Consider the following 13,814-nt stretch of genomic DNA (forward strand, 5'->3'; position numbering starts at 1 on the left):
CCCCGCTACCAGCGGTTACGCGCCTCCTCGGCCCAGCCGGTGAGGCCGTCGAGGTCCACCCACGCGCCGTCGTCGTCCTGGACGCGGCCGGCGAAGTGGCCGAAGCACTGGTGGGTCTCGCTGGCCACCACGCCCAGCCGGGTACGGGCCACCTTCTCGTGGAACGGCCGGAACTCCACCTCGACCCGGGGGCCGGTGATCCGCCAGGGGCGCAGCCAGTCGCCGCGGTCGTAGGTCCACTCCAGCTCGTCACCGATCTTGTGCAGCCGGCCGCCGGTGAACAGGGCGTTCTCGGTGACGCCGGTGCCGTCGGTCCACTTGCCGCCGAGCTGGACGGACCTGCCGGGCCCGCTGCCTGCCGCCCAGTTCCAGGTGACCGCGTACGGCCACTTCCCCCGGCCGTGGTCGAGCACCGCGAAGGAGTCCGCGGGGTCGATCGCGAACTCGTCCGGGCCCAGGCGCAGCCGTCCGCGTGCCGGGCGGCCGACGTCCTTGACCGTGTACTGGAACCGGTTCGGCCCCCAGGGGACCACGACGCCGAGCGACTCGTGGCCCTGCGGCAGCGGCACCTCCAGGTCGATCCGCACGCCGGGGGCGGCGGCGCGGATGACGGTGGCGGCCGGGTCCTGCCGGATGTCGATCGCCAGCCCGCCGCCGCGCACGGACACCGTGCCGGCGCCGCTGCGGTCGGGGAAGACGGCGCCGCGGGCCAGCGGCACGACGACGTCCTTGGCGAACTCCGCGCCGGTGGCCCGGTCGAGCACGTAGACGCCGTGCACGCCGGCGTAGTCCAGCGAGGAGGCCACCAGGCCGATGATGTGGGAGGGGGTGACCACGCCCCAGTACTCCCAGCGCTTGCGCCGTCCCCAGCCGCGCAGGTTGGCCCGGTGCAGCGGCGTGCGGGTCCAGCCGACCGCGGCCGGGTCGAGCCGCCCGCCGGGCAGGCACAGGTCGGCGGGGGCGGTGAGCTCCCGTTCATGGGTGGTCATGGAAGGTGAGCCTCCTCGTGACGGAGCGGATGAGGTCGGCGGGCAGCTTCAGCTCGGCCCGGTCGTAGGTGAGCAGGCCGTTCAGCTCGTCCTCGACGTCGGAGAGCTGGGTGTAGACGGTGGCGCTCAGGCCCTGGCGGATGGCCGGGACGATCTGCTCCTCGTGCAGCCGGACGAACGCCGCGCCCAGCTCGTCGGCGGTGCGGTAACGCCGGTAGCCGAACTCCTTCTCGCCCCAGGTGTGGCCCTCGACGGCCAGGCTGTAGCCACCGTACTCGGTCAGGGCCAGGACGCGGCCGTCCGGGCGGGGCGGGCGGAAGCGGCGGAAGTAGACGTGCAGGCTGAGCAGGTCGCCCGCGCGCTGGTCGTGCCAGCCGCTGGCGTGGTCGATCGTGCGGGTGGGGTCGAGCCGGGCCAGCTCGCCGGCGATCCGCGCGGCGTCGAACTGGCCCCAGCCCTCGTTGAACGGCACCCAGACCGCCAGGCCGACCACGTTGCGCAGGTGCTCGACGGTCTCGCGCAGCTCGGCCTCGAACGCGGCCCGCCCGGCGGCGTCGGCCCGCCCGAAGCGGTGGTGGCGGCGGTCGTCCAGGCGCAGCGGCAGCAGCGCGGGGGTGGTGATGACCAGCGGCCGGTAGGTCTCGCCGCCGTTGACCAGGTCCTGCCAGACGAGCATGCCGAGCCGGTCGCAGTGGTGGTACCAGCGCAGCGGCTCGATCTTGATGTGCTTGCGCAGCATGGTGAAGCCGAGCTGCTTCATCATGACGATGTCGTCGACCATGGCCTCGTCCGAGGGCGGCGTGTAGAGGCCGTCGGGCCAGTAGCCCTGGTCGAGGATCCCGGCGTGGAAGTACGGCCGGCCGTTCAGCAGCAGCCGGGGCACGCCGTCGGCGTCGGGGCCGACGGAGAAGGAGCGCATGCCGACGTAGCCGCGGACGCGGTCCTCGCCGAGCGAGACGGTCACGTCGTACAGGAAGGGGTCCTCGGGGGTCCACGGGCGCGCGCCGGGCAGCGGGACGCGCACCGGCCGCCCGGCGGGGACGGTGGCGCGGCCCGCCACCTGACCGGCGGCGAGGATCTCGACCTCGGCCTCGCCGCCCGCGGCGTGCACGGTCACCTCGACGCACTCCTCGGCGAGCACGGGGGTCAGCGTGAGCCGTTCCACGTGCAGGCCGGGCACGCGCTCGGCCCAGACGGTCTGCCAGATGCCCGACTGGGCGGTGTACCAGATGCCGCCGCGGCGCAGCCGCTGCTTGCCGCGCGAGTGCCGGCCGGTGTCGCTGTCGTCCCGGACGGCCACGTCGAGGGTGTTGACGCCCTCGGTCAGCGCGTCGGTGACGTCGAAGGAGAACGGCAGGTAGCCGCCGCTGTGGCCGCCGACCTCGACGTCGTTGACCCACACCCGGCAGGTCTGGTCGACGGCGCCGAAGTGCAGGATCACCCGCCCGCCGGCCGGCCCGGCGGGCGGTTCGAACGAGCGGCGGTACCACAGGGTCTGCCCCGGCAGCAGTTGCCGGCCGACGCCGGACAGCGGCGCCTCCGGCGAGTACGGCACGAGGATGTCGCCGTCGTACGACCCGGGCCGCGAGCCGTCGTTGATCGCGTACCGCCAGCGGCCGTTGAGGTTGACGTAGCTGTCGCGGACGAGCTGGGGGCGGGGGTACTCCGGCAGCGGGATGGAGTCGCCGGTCACGAGAGCCACACCGCCGTGTCGGCGGGCAGGGCGCCGCCGTCCAGGGGGCCGCTGGCCAGCAGGACGTCGTGGTGCGGGGGCAGCGGCACCGCGTCCGGGCCGAAGTTGACCATGAGGGTGAAGCCGGGCTCGCGGCTGAGGGCCAGCACGCCGGGCGCGGCGTCGAGCCAGGTCAGGTCGCCGTCGCCGAGCGCGGGGTGCTCGCGGCGCAGGGCGATGGCGGCGCGGTGGAGGTTGAGGGTGGAACCGGGGTCGTCCCGCTGGGCGGCGACGGTGAGCTGCGCCCAGTCCGCCGGCTGGGGCAGCCAGGTGCCGCCCGGGCCGAACCCGTACGGCGCGGACGTGCCGGACCAGGGCAGCGGCACGCGGCAGCCGTCCCTGCCGATGAAGGCGCGGCCGGTGCGCTCGAACATCGGGTCCTGCCGCGCCTCGGCCGGCATGTCGAGGTATTCGGGCAGGCCGAGCTCGTCGCCCTGGTAGAGGTAGGCGGCGCCGGGCAGGGCGAGCAGCAGCAGCGTCGCGGCGCGGGCGCGCCTGAGGCCGAGCTCGCGGTCGACGGCGACCCTGCCGAGCAGCACGTCGGCGGTGGGGGCGCGGACGAGGTCCTGGTCGATGCCGAACCTGGTCGCCATCCGCGGCACGTCGTGGTTGCCCAGCACCCAGGGGATCGACCCGCCGGTCTCGCGGGCCAGCCGGTGCGACTCCTCGATCACCGCGCGGAACTCGCCGGCCGACCACGGCAGGGGCATCAGGCGGAAGTTGAACAGCTGGGCCAGGCCGTCGCCGGTGAGGTAGGGCCGGGCCTGGGCGGGGTCGGCGAACCAGATCTCGGCCACCGTCCCGCGCGGACCGGGGTAGGCGGCCAGGATCTTGCGCCAGGAACGGTACAGCTCCAGCAGCTCGGGCTGGTGCTCGTACGGCACCGCCGACCGGCCGGGCGCCAGCGGCGCGCCCTGGCTGCCGGGGACGACGTCCGGCAGGCCGACCTCCTTGAACAGCATGGCGGCCACGTCGATGCGGAACCCGGAAACCCCGCGGTCCAGCCAGAACCGCAGCACGTCCTCGAACATGGCGGTGACGCCGGGGTGCCGCCAGTTCCAGTCGGGCTGGGCGGAGTCGAACAGATGCAGGTACCACTGGCCGTCGGGGGTCTGGGTCCAGGCGGGGCCGCCGAACATGGACTGCCAGTTGTTGGGCTCGTCGCGGAAGACGAACCACTCACGCTCGGGGCTGCCGGGGCCGGCCGCCAGCGCCTGCTGGAAGCGCGGGTGCGCGGAGGAGCAGTGGTTGGGCACGATGTCGACGATGACCTTGATGTCCCGGGCGGTGGCCGCGGCCACGTAGGCGTCGAAGTCGGCCAGCGTGCCGTAGCGGGGGTCCACGTCGGTGTAGTCGGCGACGTCGTAGCCGCCGTCGGCCAGCGGCGAGGGGTAGAAGGGGCTCAGCCAGACGGCGTCCACGCCCAGGTCGGCCAGGTGGTCCAGGCGGGCCAGCGCGCCGGGCAGGTCGCCCTGGCCGTCGCCGTCGGCGTCGGCGAAGCTGCGGGGGTAGATCTGGTAGACGACGGCGTCGCGCCACCAGGCGTCGCCGTCGAAGGCTCCGGATCCGTCGGACACTGCTCTATCAGACACTGCTTTATCGGACACTGCGGATTCTCCAGATGAGGCAGGCGCCGAGCGCGGCGAAGGCCGCCGCGACGGCGTACATGAGCGGGTAACCGCCCGCGGAGGTGACCAGGGGCGCGGCGATGACCGGCCCGAACGTGCTGGAGGCGGAGTTGGCCAGGCTGACGATCCCCAGGTCCTTGCCGCGGTCGGCGTCGGCGGGCAGGAGCTGGGTGACCATGGCCTGGTCCACGGCGGCGAACATGCCGTAGCCCGCGCCGAGCAGGACGCTGGCGGCGATCGCGGCGGGCCAGCTGGTCAGGAACGTCAGCACGAGCCCGGAGGCGGCCATGGTGAGCCCGCCGACGAAGACGGCCGTCCGGCGGTTGCCGAACCGGTCCGACAACCAGCCCGCGACCAGGGTGGGCGCGACGCTGCTCAGCGTGAAGACCGCGACCAGCACCACGACGCCCTGCTCGACGGTGGAGCCGGGGAAGAGCGCCTCGTAGCCAACGCCGTCGCGCAGGTAGTACTGCAGGTAGCCGATCGCCATGGCGAGGGTGAGGGTGATCAGGAAGCGGCTCAGCCAGGCCCAGGCGAAGTCGGGGTGCTTACGCGGGCTCACCTTGAAGCTGCGCAGCATCGAGCGCAGGCCGAACGGCGGCAGACCGGCCGGCGCGCTCGCGGGCTCCTTGGTGAACAGGCTGAACGGCAGCACCAGCAGCAGCACCAGGACGGCCATCGCCACGAACCCGGCCTGCGAGCCGGTCGCCACGACGGTGACCACGACGCCGCCCAGCAACGGCCCGGCGAGCTGGCCCACGCCCGCCAGCGCCGAGGCCTTGCCCCGCTGGCTGATCGGCACCTGGTCGGGCACGGTGGCGATGGCGGTGGCCAGGGCGGCGGTGAAGGCGAGCTGGGCGACCGCCCAGCCGACGACCAGCCCGGCCAGGGAGTCCTGACGGGACAGGAAGACCAGGGACGCGGCGCAGACCAGCGCGCCGCCCGCGATCCAGGGGCGGCGCCGGCCCATCCGGGCGCGGGTGCGGTCGGACAGGGCTCCGAACAGCGGGTTGGCCACGATCGTGCAGACGGCGGCGACGGCGAACACCACCGCCAGCGACGCCTCCTTGTGTTGCGGATCGATGCGCGCCACGTGGGAGGGGAGCAGGATCTGGTTTCCGACGGTCATCGCCATGATGACCCCCATCTGGGCCAGCGCCAGCAGGGACATCCAGCCCGCGGACACCCGTCTGTCAGGCGCGAGGCGCGTTTCGGCCATGCAGGTCCTCCCTGGGGGGAACGTGAGAGGATGTCACGTTAGAACATGACAGGTCGTTATGTTAAGACTTGTTCGTGGAGAATCCCGGCATCCGGCGGCGACCGGTCCAGAGACGCAGCATCGACAGGGTCGAACGCATCCTCGACGCCTGCGCCCGCCTGCTGGACGAGGTCGGCCTGGACGCCCTCACGATCTCCGACGTCGCCAGGAGCGCCGGCGTGCCCTCCGGCACGATCTACCAGTTCTTCGACGGCAAGCCGGGCATGCTGCGCGAGCTGGCGCTGCGCAATCTGGAGGTGCTGCTGGCCCGGCTGCGGGCCAGGGTCGCCGAGGAGCCGCCGCTGACCTGGCCGCGGGCGGCGGAACTGGTGCTGGCCGAGACGGTGGAGATGCGCCGGAGCGTGCCGGGCTTCACCGTGGTCGACTTCGCCGACACCCGGCCGGGCGGCCCGTCGTTCCTGCCCGCCGGGCGGGTGCGGGAGAGCGGGGACGTGCTGGCCGAGCGGCTCTACCACTTCGCGCTGGAGGAGGCGGGGCTGCCGGCGCTGCCGGACCCGTACCGGGTGATGCGGCTGGCGATCCAGTCCACGGCGGCGGTGTTGTACCTGACGTTCTCCGCGACGCCGCAGGGCGATCCGGCCATGATCGAGCAAGGACGCAGGCTGCTGCGGGCCTACTTCGTGGACGTGGCCTCAGAAACATTCCGGTAACAAGGATTGACCGTTCAAAACCGGACGAACTAGCGTCTTCCACATTCTATAGAAAGCAGAATGCAGGAGGCGGTGCATGGACGCGACGGCACGCGCGGCGATCGTCACCGACGTCGCGGGAGCGGTGGAGGTGCGCGAGTACGGCCTGCCGCAGCCCGGTCCGGGGCAGTTCGTCCTGGAGGTCGAGCTGTGCGGCATGTGCGGCACGGACGCCCACATCTACCGGGGCCGGCTGGCCAGCGTGCGTTTCCCCGCGCTGCTCGGGCACGAGATCGTCGGCCGGCTGGCCGCGCTCGGCGACGGCGTCGAGGCCGACCACGCGGGCCGGCCGGTGGCCGTCGGCGACCGGGTCGGCGTCTTCCCGTCGCTGAGCTGCGGCCGGTGCTTCGAGTGCCAGGTGCGCCGCAGGCCGGGAAGCTGCCCGGACCGGCGGCCGTCCTACGGGTTCGCCTCCCCCGCCGACCGGCCGCCGTCCCTGACCGGCGGCTTCGCCACCCACCTGTACGCCTCGAACGCGGGAACGGTGTTCTACCGGACCGATCTGCCCGCCGAGGTCGCCGTGCTGCAGGAGCCGCTGTCGGTGGCCCTGCACGGTGTAGAACGTTCCGCGATCCGGATCGGCTCCACCGTCGTGGTCCAGGGGGTCGGCGCGATCGGCCTGATGGCCGTGGTCGCCGCCCGCGCCGCCGGGGCGGCCAAGGTGGTCGCCGTCGGCGCGCCGGGCGCCCGCCTGGAACTGGCCGCGCTGCTCGGCGCGGACACCGTCGTCGGCCTCGGCGAAGGACCCGCCGGGCGCCGCCGGGCGGTCTTCGACGCGCTGGGACGCGCGGGCGCCGACGCCGTCATCGGCACCGCGGGCTCGCCCGAGGCGTTCACCGAGGCGCTCGGCCTGGTCGCCGACGGCGGCGTGCTGGCCGAGCTGGGCAACTTCACCGACCGCGGCACCGTCCCCTTCAACCCCTACAGCGACCTGCTGAAGCGGGACCTCACGATCGCCGGCGTCTACGGCGCCGGCCCCGACATGCAGCGCCGCTACCACCAGGCGCTGACGATCCTGGAACGCGGCGGCAGCCCCTTCGAGCGCGTGGTCAGCCACCGCGTGCCGCTCGGCCGGGTCCGCGAGGCGCTCGAGGCCCTGGGCTCGGGCCACCCGCTGGACGGCCGGGACGTCGTCAAGCTCGCCGTCGACCCTTCCGCCTGAAATCCCCCATTCCCCTCCGGGAGGACACCAGTGTTGAACAACACCCGGCTCGTCACGGCCGCGGCCGTGCTCGCGCTCAGCGTCGCCGCCTGCGGCTCGCCGTCGCAGGAGGTCGCGGCCGACGGCGGCGGCCTCGGCACGGCGCAGGCCCCGGTGTCGATCCGCGTGATCGCCAACGACGCGTTCGCCAAGCAGTGGCAGGACAAGCTCGTGCCGGAGTTCGCCAAGAAGTATCCCGGCATCAAGGTCACCGTGGACGGCGTCCCCTACAACGACCAGCTCCCCAAGACGATGCTGGAGCTGACCGGCACCACCGCCACCTACGACGTGGTGCTCGCCGACGACCCCTGGCTGCCGCAGCTCGCCAAGACCGGCGCCCTGTACGACCTCAAGGGCCCCGAGCTGGCCAAGTGGAACGACCCCGGCTACGACTGGGCCGACTTCAACCCCTCGCCGCTGGCCGCCGGGGAGTGGGAGGGCAAGCAGTACGCCGTGCCCGTGCGCTCCAACCTGCTGCTGATGTTCTACAACAAGTCGCTGTACAAGAAGGCCGGCGTGGCCGAGCCGACCGCGCAGACGACCTGGGAGCAGTACTTCGAGGACGCCCCCAAGCTCGTCCAGGACACCGACGGCGACGGCAAGACCGACTCCTGGGCCGTGGGCACGTACTTCACCAAGGACCCGCTCACCCCCACCGTGTGGCAGACCGTGCTCAACTCCGACGGCGGCAAGATCCTGGACGGCACGAAGGTCGCCTTCGGCGGCCCCGCGGGCGTCAAGGCCCTGCAGACGCAGGTGGACCTGCTCAGGTACGCGCCGCCCGGGGCGAGCACGTACCAGTTCAACGAGCCGCTGGAGGCCTTCCGGCAGGGCAAGACGGCCACCATGTTCATGTGGGGCAGCGTCTACAAGGGCACCGCCGTGGACAAGGAGACCACCACCCTGACCCCCGAGCAGGTGGGCATCACCACCCTGCCCGCCGGATCGACCGCGCCGGGCGCCCACCGCGGCATCTGGACGGCGGGCATCTCCAAGAAGTCCACGCACCCGGCCGCCGCCTGGACCTGGCTGCAGTGGGTGACCTCCAAGGCGGGCGAGCAGTTCACCGGCAAGGCGTTCGGCACCTTCCCCGCCCGTGACTCCAGCCTCGACGGCACGCCGCCGGCCGAGTGGGCCGGCCCGGTCTACAAGGCGCTCAAGGACGGCTACGAGGTCGTCTCCAAGGGTGAGATGTGGCGGCCCAGGCTGCCCGAGTCCGACGCCGTGCAGCAGATCCTGGCGCTGCAGACCAGCCGGGCCATGTCCGGGCAGGCCACCGCGCAGCAGGCGATCGACCAGGCCGCCAAGGAGATCGGCGACCTGCTGAAGTCCAAGGGCTACAACCAGTGAGCCGTGCCCGACTGGGAGAGCCGGGCACGGCCTGGCTCTTCCTGGCCCCCGCCCTGCTGCTGCTGGCGGGCATGCTGCTCTACCCGATCCTCTACACGGCCTGGGTGAGCGTGTCCGACTTCGACCTGGCCTCCTTCCAGCCGTCGGGATGGGTCGGCCGGCGCCACTACGAGGCCGTGCTGCGCGATCCGGGCTTCCTGGACTCGCTCAGGGTCACCGGGGTCTACCTGGTGATCGCGCTGCCGCTGCAGATGCTGCTCGGGTTCGCCATCGCGTTCCTGCTCAACGTCGCCTGGCGGGGGCGGGGCGTGCTGCGCGCCCTGTTCCTCATCCCGATGGTGGTGGCCCCGGTGGTCGCCGGCGGCGTGTGGCGGATGTTGCTCGACCCGCTGTGGGGCGTGGTCAACTACGCCCTCGGCCTGGTCGGCGTCGGGCCCGTCGAGTGGATCGGCGACCCGACGCTGGCCATGGTCAGCCTGATCGTCATCGACACCTGGCGCTGGACGCCGTTCGTGGTGCTCATCGCCTCGGCCGGGATCATGGCGCTGCCCGGCGACGTGTACGAGGCCGCCCGGTCCGACGGCGCCGGCCGCTGGGCGATCCTGCGGCGCATCACGCTGCCGCTGCTGGTGCCGGTGATGGCCGCCGCGTTCGTGGTGCGCTGGCTGGGCGCGGTCAAGATGTTCGACATCGCGCTGGCCGCCACCAGGGGCGGGCCGGGCAACTCGACAAACGTCATCAACCTCTACATCTACGAGAAGGGGTTCCGGAGCCTGGAGTTCGGCTCGGCCTCCTCGATGGCGACGATCGTCCTGGTCCTGACGATGCTGATCACTTTTGTCCTGTTCCGCGTGACCCGGCGTCTGGAGAACCGATGGTGAGACGGTACGCGGCCGTCACCGGGGCCGTCCTGGTGACGCTGGCCTTCCTGTTCCCCGTGCTCTACATGCTCTCGATCTCGTTCAAGCTGCCCAGGGACATCTTCACGGTGCCGCCGCGGTGGCTGAGCGAGTTCACCCTCGACAACTACGTCAGCTACTTCCAGCAGGCGCGCATCCTGCCCCGCATGGTCAACACGGTCATCGTGGCGGCGGGCGCCTCGGCCATCTCCATGGTCGCCGGCTCGATGGCCGGGTACGCGCTGTCGCGGCTGCGGATGCGCGGCGCGGGCGTGGTGGGCGGGCTGATCCTGGCCTCGCGTGCGGTGCCGCCGATCGCGCTGGTGGTGCCGCTGTTCCTGGTGGCCAGGAAGCTGGGGCTGACCGACCAGTACATCACCGTGATCCTGGCGTACGTGACCTTCCTGGTGCCGTACGTGGTGTGGCTGATGCGGGCGTTCTTCCGCGGGCTGCCCAAGGAGCTGGAGGAGGCCGCGATGATCGACGGCTGCTCGCGGTTCGGGGCGTTCTTCCGGATCATCGTGCCGACGAGCCTGACCGGGCTGGTCTCGACGTTGATCTTCTGCATCATCCTGGCCTGGGAGGAACTGCTGTTCGCGCTGATCCTCACCAACGACCGGGCGGTCACCATCCCCGTCGCCATCGCCGGGATCGCGGCCGACACCGAGAAGGGCGGGATGTGGGGGCCGCTGGCCGCGGTCGGCGTGCTGACCGTGCTGCCCGTGGTGGTCTTCGCGCTGCTGGTGCAGAAGTACCTGATCAAGGGTCTCGCGGACGGCGCGACCAAGGGGTGAGGAGCCGATGAGGATCACAGACGTCCGCGCGCGGGTCATCGAGCTGCCCTATCCCCGGCCGTTCGTGCCGTCGTGGGCCCCGGAGGGCGCGCACCGGGCGATGTCGGCGGTGATCGTCGAGGTCGAGACCGACGAGGGCATCGTCGGGGTGTCCGGCGGCGACATGGGCCACGGCACCGGGCCGATGCTGCTGGAGGCGGTCCGCGGCTGGATCCGCCCGCAGCTCGTCGGCCTGGACGCCTTCGACACCACGCACGTCGCCAACCGGCTGCGGTACGTGGCCGAGTACGTCTTCCCCCGGCCGTGGGTCGTCGGCGTCGCCGTGTGGGACGCCGTCGGCAAGGCCTGCGGGCAGCCGCTGTACAAGCTCTGGGGCGGGCACTCGGGAGCTGTCCGCGCGTATGCGAGCTTCGGCGAGCTCCGCGACCCGCGGCAGCGGGCCGAGGACGCCCTGGCCGCCGTCGAACGGGGTTTCCAGGGGATCAAGCTGCGGGTGCACGCGGCCACCGTCGCCGAGGACGTGCGGCAGGTCGCCGCCGTGCGCGAGGCGGTCGGCCCCGACGTGGCGATCATGGTGGACGCCAACCAGGCGGCGGCCCGCTGGCGCTACGCCCCCGACGGCACCCGCCTGATCTGGGACTTCGAGCGCGCCCTCACCACCGCCAGGGAGCTGGCCGGGCTCGGTGTGGCGTGGCTGGAGGAGCCGCTGCCCCGGCACGACTACCGCGCCCAGTGCGAGCTGACCGCGGCCTCGCCGATCCCGATCGCGGGCTGCGAGCACAACCGGGGCATCGGCCAGCTCGTGCGCATGCTGGAGGATGGTTGCTTCGACATCTTTCAGCCCGACGCGAACGAGAGCGAGGAGATCGGCGCGCTGCGCGACTTCGGCGCCATGGCCGCCGCCCGGCAGCGCAAGGTCATCCCGCACGCCTGGGCCACCGGGCTCGGCGTGGCGGGCAACCTGCAACTTTGCGCCTCGCTGCCGAACTGCGACTGGCTGGAGTACCCCTACGATCCGCCGGTGATCGTCCCGGAGGTGTTCCACGCCATGCTGACCGAACCGCTGCTGCCCGACTCCCGGGGTCTCGTCGCCGTTCCGACGGGGCCCGGAATCGGTGTAGAGCTGGACCACGCGGCGATCGAGCCGCTCACCGTCCAGCGGGTCTGAAGGGCTCCTCAACCATGGCCGAATCGCGTTCCCCCTTCCGCACCAAGGCGGATCTTGCGGCGGAGCACATCAAACATCTGATCATGAGCGGCGCGGCGCCTCCCGGCACGAAGATCACCACCAGGGTGGTGGCCGAGGCCGTGGGCATCAGCGAGACGCCCGTGCGCGAGGCGATCAAGCAGCTCTGCTCGGAGGACTGGCTGGTCGAGCGCCCGCACGTCGGCGCCGTGGTCGCCGAGCTCACGGTGGCCAACGTGCGCGAGCTCTACAGCGTCCGGGCCGCGCTCACCGCGCTGGCGCTGGAGCTGGGCGGCGTGCCGCTGGAGGGCGCGCGGCTGGCCGAGGTCGACGCGGTGCTCGCCGAGTGCGAGACCGCCGTCGCCCGCGAGGACGTCGCCGCCTTCGCCCGCCTCAACCGGCGCTTCCACTCCCTGCTGTGCGACACCGAGCACAGCAAGCTCACCCACCGCATGCTGCAGAGCCTGTGGGCCCGCACGGAGACCGCCCAGCGCGGCTTCCGCCTGGTGCCCTGGCGGCTGCCCAAGTCGCACGCCGAGCACATCGCCATCAGGAACGCCCTGGTCGCGGGCGACATCCCGCTGGCGGGCAGGCTGCAGCACGCCCACGAGATGGCCGCCATGAAGGCCCTCATCGAAGGAATCCAGGAGACACATGGCTGACACCCGAAGGGCTCTCATCGGAGCCGTATGGCAGGAGGCCGACCAGACCTTCACCGTCCGCTCCCCCGCCACCGGCGAGCCGCTGGCGCAGGTCGCCGACTGCGGCCCCGAGCTGGCCACGCAGGCCGTCGACGCGGCCGCGGCGGCGCTGCCCGGCTGGCGGGCCATGCCCGCGCACGAGCGCGCCGGCCTCATGCGGGCCGCCGCCGGCGAGCTGACCGCGCGGGCGGACCGGATCGCCGCGATCATGACGGCCGAGCAGGGCAAGCCGCTCGCCGAGGCGACCGGCGAGGTGCTCTCGGGCGCCGACCACCTGCTGTGGGCCGCCGAGGAGACCCGCCGCCTGTACGGCGAGACCGTGCCCGGCGCGCACGAGGGCAACCGCATCTGGCTGCTGCCCGAGCCGGTCGGCGTGGTCGCGGGCATCACGCCGTGGAACTTCCCGGTCTCGATGATCACCCGCAAGCTCGGCCCGGCGCTGGCCGCCGGCTGCACGGTCGTGCTCAAGCCGGCCGAGCAGACCCCGCTGTCGGCGATCGCGGTGGCCGAGGCGTTCGTCGCCGCCGGGCTGCCGCCGGGCGTGTTCAACCTGGTCACCACGTCCCGGCCGGCCGGCTTCGGCCAGGCGGTGATGGCCGACCCGCGGGTGCGCAAGGTGTCCTTCACCGGCTCCACCGAGGTCGGCCGCGAGCTGATCAGGCAGAGCGCCCACGACGTCAAGCGGCTCAGCGTCGAGCTGGGCGGGCACGCGCCCGTGCTGGTCTTCCCCGACGCCGACCCGGTCGCCGCCGCCCGCGCGGTGGCCCGCAGCAAGTTCCTCAACGCCGGGCAGGCCTGCACCTCGCCCAACCGCATCTTCGTCCACTCCTCGCTGTCCGCCGCCTTCACCGGCGAGCTGGTGCGCCAGGCGCGGGCGGCCGAGCTGGGCCCGCTCATCGACGAGGCGGCCGTGGCCAAGGTGAGCAGGCACGTCCAGGACGCCGTCGCGAAGGGCGCGGCCGTCCTGACCGGCGGGCGGCGTCCCGAGGGGGCGGGCACGTACTACCCGGCGACCGTGCTGGGCGGGGTGAGCGAGGACATGCTGGTCTGCCGCGAGGAGACGTTCGGGCCGGTCGCGCCGGTGCTGGAGTTCGACGACTGCGACAAGGTCGTCGAACGCGCTAACGCCACCCCGTACGGGCTGACCGCCTACGTGTGGACCAACGACCTGACCAGGACCCTGCGGGTGGCCGAGGAGCTGCAGTTCGGCATGGTCACCGTGAACGGCGGCCCGCTGGCGCCGCCGCAGGCGCCGTTCGGCGGGGTCAAGAGCAGCGGCTACGGGCGCGAGGGCGGCCACCACGGGGTGGCCGACTACCTGGAGTACAAGTACCTCAGCGTGGGGCTGGGACGATGACGGAGAGCA

General features: G+C 72.6%; 12 protein-coding genes. 8 read left to right on the plus strand and 4 right to left on the minus strand.

From position 1 onward, the window contains the following. Positions 1 to 5: 5 nt before the first annotated feature. From ABZ444_RS36670 to ABZ444_RS36685, 4 genes are read right to left on the minus strand one after another with little or no spacing between them, the layout of a single operon-like run. Positions 6 to 989, minus strand: coding sequence for a DUF2804 domain-containing protein (locus ABZ444_RS36670; protein WP_358007365.1), 984 nt, complete (start codon positions 987 to 989; stop codon positions 6 to 8). Beyond that, positions 976 to 2,682, minus strand: coding sequence for a sugar-binding domain-containing protein (locus tag ABZ444_RS36675; RefSeq protein ID WP_358007368.1), 1,707 nt, complete (start codon positions 2,680 to 2,682; stop codon positions 976 to 978). The genes ABZ444_RS36670 and ABZ444_RS36675 overlap by 14 nt, the downstream gene beginning before the upstream one ends. Next, a complete protein-coding gene (locus ABZ444_RS36680) occupies positions 2,679 to 4,298 on the minus strand; it encodes a glycoside hydrolase family 13 protein (protein WP_358007371.1) in 1,620 nt (539 codons plus the stop codon). Before ABZ444_RS36680 ends, ABZ444_RS36675 begins: the two co-directional genes overlap by 4 nt. Before the next feature lie 19 nt (positions 4,299 to 4,317). After that, entirely contained in the window at positions 4,318 to 5,568 is a 1,251-nt protein-coding gene (locus ABZ444_RS36685) for an MFS transporter (protein WP_358007374.1), read from the minus strand. A gap of 74 nt (positions 5,569 to 5,642) precedes the next feature. Between ABZ444_RS36685 and ABZ444_RS36690 the strand changes: the two genes are divergently transcribed. The 8 genes from ABZ444_RS36690 to ABZ444_RS36725 all read left to right on the plus strand — a co-directional run bounded on the left by ABZ444_RS36690 (position 5,643) and on the right by ABZ444_RS36725 (position 13,805). Continuing rightward, positions 5,643 to 6,278 (plus strand): TetR/AcrR family transcriptional regulator, encoded by a 636-nt coding sequence (locus tag ABZ444_RS36690; protein ID WP_352324949.1) that lies wholly within the window; start codon positions 5,643 to 5,645, stop codon positions 6,276 to 6,278. 76 nt (positions 6,279 to 6,354) lie between these two features. Beyond that, complete coding sequence (locus tag ABZ444_RS36695; protein WP_358007377.1) at positions 6,355 to 7,479, plus strand: alcohol dehydrogenase catalytic domain-containing protein; 1,125 nt, start codon at positions 6,355 to 6,357, stop codon at positions 7,477 to 7,479. 30 nt (positions 7,480 to 7,509) lie between these two features. Continuing rightward, positions 7,510 to 8,868, plus strand: coding sequence for a sugar ABC transporter substrate-binding protein (locus ABZ444_RS36700; RefSeq protein WP_358007380.1), 1,359 nt, complete (start codon positions 7,510 to 7,512; stop codon positions 8,866 to 8,868). After that, positions 8,865 to 9,749, plus strand: coding sequence for a sugar ABC transporter permease (locus tag ABZ444_RS36705; RefSeq protein ID WP_358007383.1), 885 nt, complete (start codon positions 8,865 to 8,867; stop codon positions 9,747 to 9,749). The genes ABZ444_RS36700 and ABZ444_RS36705 overlap by 4 nt, the downstream gene beginning before the upstream one ends. Next, entirely contained in the window at positions 9,743 to 10,561 is an 819-nt protein-coding gene (locus ABZ444_RS36710) for a carbohydrate ABC transporter permease (protein ID WP_358007386.1), read from the plus strand. The genes ABZ444_RS36705 and ABZ444_RS36710 overlap by 7 nt, the downstream gene beginning before the upstream one ends. 7 nt (positions 10,562 to 10,568) lie before the next feature. Beyond that, positions 10,569 to 11,729 carry a mandelate racemase/muconate lactonizing enzyme family protein gene (locus tag ABZ444_RS36715; RefSeq protein ID WP_358007389.1) on the plus strand — a complete coding sequence of 387 codons (1,161 nt, stop codon included), beginning with the start codon at positions 10,569 to 10,571 and terminating at the stop codon, positions 11,727 to 11,729. A gap of 14 nt (positions 11,730 to 11,743) precedes the next feature. Continuing rightward, complete coding sequence (locus tag ABZ444_RS36720) at positions 11,744 to 12,409, plus strand: GntR family transcriptional regulator (RefSeq protein WP_358007392.1); 666 nt, start codon at positions 11,744 to 11,746, stop codon at positions 12,407 to 12,409. After that, a complete protein-coding gene (locus tag ABZ444_RS36725; RefSeq protein WP_358007395.1) occupies positions 12,402 to 13,805 on the plus strand; it encodes an NAD-dependent succinate-semialdehyde dehydrogenase in 1,404 nt (467 codons plus the stop codon). Before ABZ444_RS36720 ends, ABZ444_RS36725 begins: the two co-directional genes overlap by 8 nt. Positions 13,806 to 13,814: the final 9 nt, after the last annotated feature.

It is taken from the genome of Nonomuraea sp. NPDC005730 (assembly GCF_040630865.1).
GTDB lineage: Bacteria > Actinomycetota > Actinomycetes > Streptosporangiales > Streptosporangiaceae > Nonomuraea.

What these genes read in the sequence shown, in the direction of transcription:
- ABZ444_RS36725 (WP_358007395.1), top strand. Translation starts at nt 12,402, where the DNA reads ATGGCTGACACCCGAAGGGCTCTCATCGGAGCCGTATGGCAGGAGGCC.
- ABZ444_RS36710 (WP_358007386.1), top strand. Translation starts at nt 9,743, where the DNA reads ATGGTGAGACGGTACGCGGCCGTCACCGGGGCCGTCCTGGTGACGCTG.
- ABZ444_RS36715 (WP_358007389.1), top strand. Translation starts at nt 10,569, where the DNA reads ATGAGGATCACAGACGTCCGCGCGCGGGTCATCGAGCTGCCCTATCCC.
- ABZ444_RS36685 (WP_358007374.1), bottom strand. Translation starts at nt 5,568, where the DNA reads ATGGCCGAAACGCGCCTCGCGCCTGACAGACGGGTGTCCGCGGGCTGG.
- ABZ444_RS36670 (WP_358007365.1), bottom strand. Translation starts at nt 989, where the DNA reads ATGACCACCCATGAACGGGAGCTCACCGCCCCCGCCGACCTGTGCCTG.
- ABZ444_RS36720 (WP_358007392.1), top strand. Translation starts at nt 11,744, where the DNA reads ATGGCCGAATCGCGTTCCCCCTTCCGCACCAAGGCGGATCTTGCGGCG.
- ABZ444_RS36695 (WP_358007377.1), top strand. Translation starts at nt 6,355, where the DNA reads ATGGACGCGACGGCACGCGCGGCGATCGTCACCGACGTCGCGGGAGCG.